This is a genomic window from Thiolapillus sp. (assembly GCF_048562965.1).
In the GTDB taxonomy this organism is placed as follows: domain Bacteria; phylum Pseudomonadota; class Gammaproteobacteria; order Chromatiales; family Chromatiaceae; genus Thiolapillus; species Thiolapillus brandeum_A.
In genome coordinates this window covers 1-1352 of the sequence record NZ_JBHNMF010000795.1, presented here as the reverse complement: position 1 = coordinate 1352, position 1352 = coordinate 1, and the positions used below count along the sequence as shown (strand labels likewise).

At 57.0% G+C, this 1352-nt stretch carries 2 protein-coding genes; one reads left to right on the top strand and one right to left on the bottom strand.

From position 1 onward, the window contains the following. The first annotated feature begins 81 nt into the window (after nt 1-81). On the top strand, nt 82-864 hold the full coding sequence (locus ACOCD2_RS20145) for an integrin alpha (RefSeq protein WP_293650237.1): 783 nt from the start codon (nt 82-84) through the stop codon (nt 862-864). 46 nt (nt 865-910) lie between these two features. Here ACOCD2_RS20145 and ACOCD2_RS20140 read toward each other — a convergent pair whose 3' ends face one another. Continuing rightward, entirely contained in the window at nt 911-1093 is a 183-nt protein-coding gene (locus tag ACOCD2_RS20140; RefSeq protein WP_293650236.1) for a hypothetical protein, read from the bottom strand. Between the last annotated feature and the right edge of the window lie 259 nt (nt 1094-1352).

The following is a 1352-nucleotide window of genomic DNA, read 5'->3' as shown; positions in this document are numbered from 1 at the left end:
AGTTGTTGCGTAGTGCTTGGTGACCAGGACGGCTGGGGCACCAATGGGTTGTCAAAGGCCGAGTCGATTTTGGGGACTGGGATGTCCCAAAATCTATCACGAGGCCGAAGACACGCTTGCCAGAAGGATGACTGGTTCGGTTTAACGCTGGCGGCTGCGGACCTCGATGCAGATGGCAGCGACGATCTTCTCGTGGCCGCACCTTATGATAGCCATTCCGGCATGGATAATTCCGGTGCCTTCTTCATATTGTACGGCGCCAGGAATGGCTTTCTCGATGGCCGCCACAGCGAACTCCTCACACAGGGCACCGCCCCCGAACAGCAGCTGGGGGAAGCCATTGCAACGGGCCAGTTCAACTCAGACCAGAACATCGATGTGGTGGTGGGGGCTCCAGGCACCACTGTAAGCGGTCAGGCCGGTGCCGGAGACGTGATCTTTTTGCGCAACAGCGGAATCAGCGTTCCAGGAACAGACAGATTCCCCTTTTACCAACCCATCACGCCTGATGATGTCTCCGGTATCACCGCGGAAATCGCTGATCGTTTTGGCACCAGCTTGACCACACTGCATGAAAAAGCGGATAAAGGCTGCGGCGACATCGACATGGACGGGATTCCCAATGACATCGACCTCGAACCACTTACGGTCGCCAGCAGCCGCTGTGCCGCGGACACGGGCCTCATCGGCATTGGTGACATAAACGACCAGGTAGTCTGCCAGACCCCGAATACAGCACATAACGATGCAAGGCCACCTGGCACCACGATCAAGAACGGAGGCCTCCTCTCCATTCTGGCCCCACGGGTGGAACTTGATGGCAGTGTGGCCGCCCGTTCCGGGTTGAAAAAGGCGGCAGACTGATCATCAACAGCAAATCATCCTGCGCCCCCTGAAACCGGGCATCTCATCAGGGTGAGGAAGCCGTCTCCCTGGGCAGGAACTTGTCGATGATGGACTCGCCACCCAGGTAGTGCTGTTCAGCGTATCGCACCGCATACCAGGCGCCGCCCAGAATAAGGGCAATGGCCAGGATCGGCCCAAACAGCTCCGCCAGCCAGAAGATGCGGATGCTGCGGCGTGCTTTCTTCATTTCCCTCTGCAGTTCCAGCAGGCGAATCTCCGTTTGCTCCGTATTGTGGCGAATGGCCTTGAGCTGTTGCTCCAGGGCATTGCTTTTCTGCAGTTGCAGCAGCGTGGCATCCCTGATCAGTTTCTGGTTGTCATCTTCCTTTTTCGGCTCTTCCCCTGATTGAGTGGGCGCCCATCATCTAGTAATCCCATCAGGGTAAAGATCCAACCCGCCGAGATGGAAGTAAATGGCATTGGCAAACCGCTCTTTATTGCGGAAG

Excerpts from the sequence above, each read along its gene's own strand:
- ACOCD2_RS20145 (WP_293650237.1), top strand. The coding sequence starts at position 82 with ATGTCCCAAAATCTATCACGAGGCCGAAGACACGCTTGCCAGAAGGAT.
- ACOCD2_RS20140 (WP_293650236.1), bottom strand. The coding sequence starts at position 1,093 with ATGAAGAAAGCACGCCGCAGCATCCGCATCTTCTGGCTGGCGGAGCTG.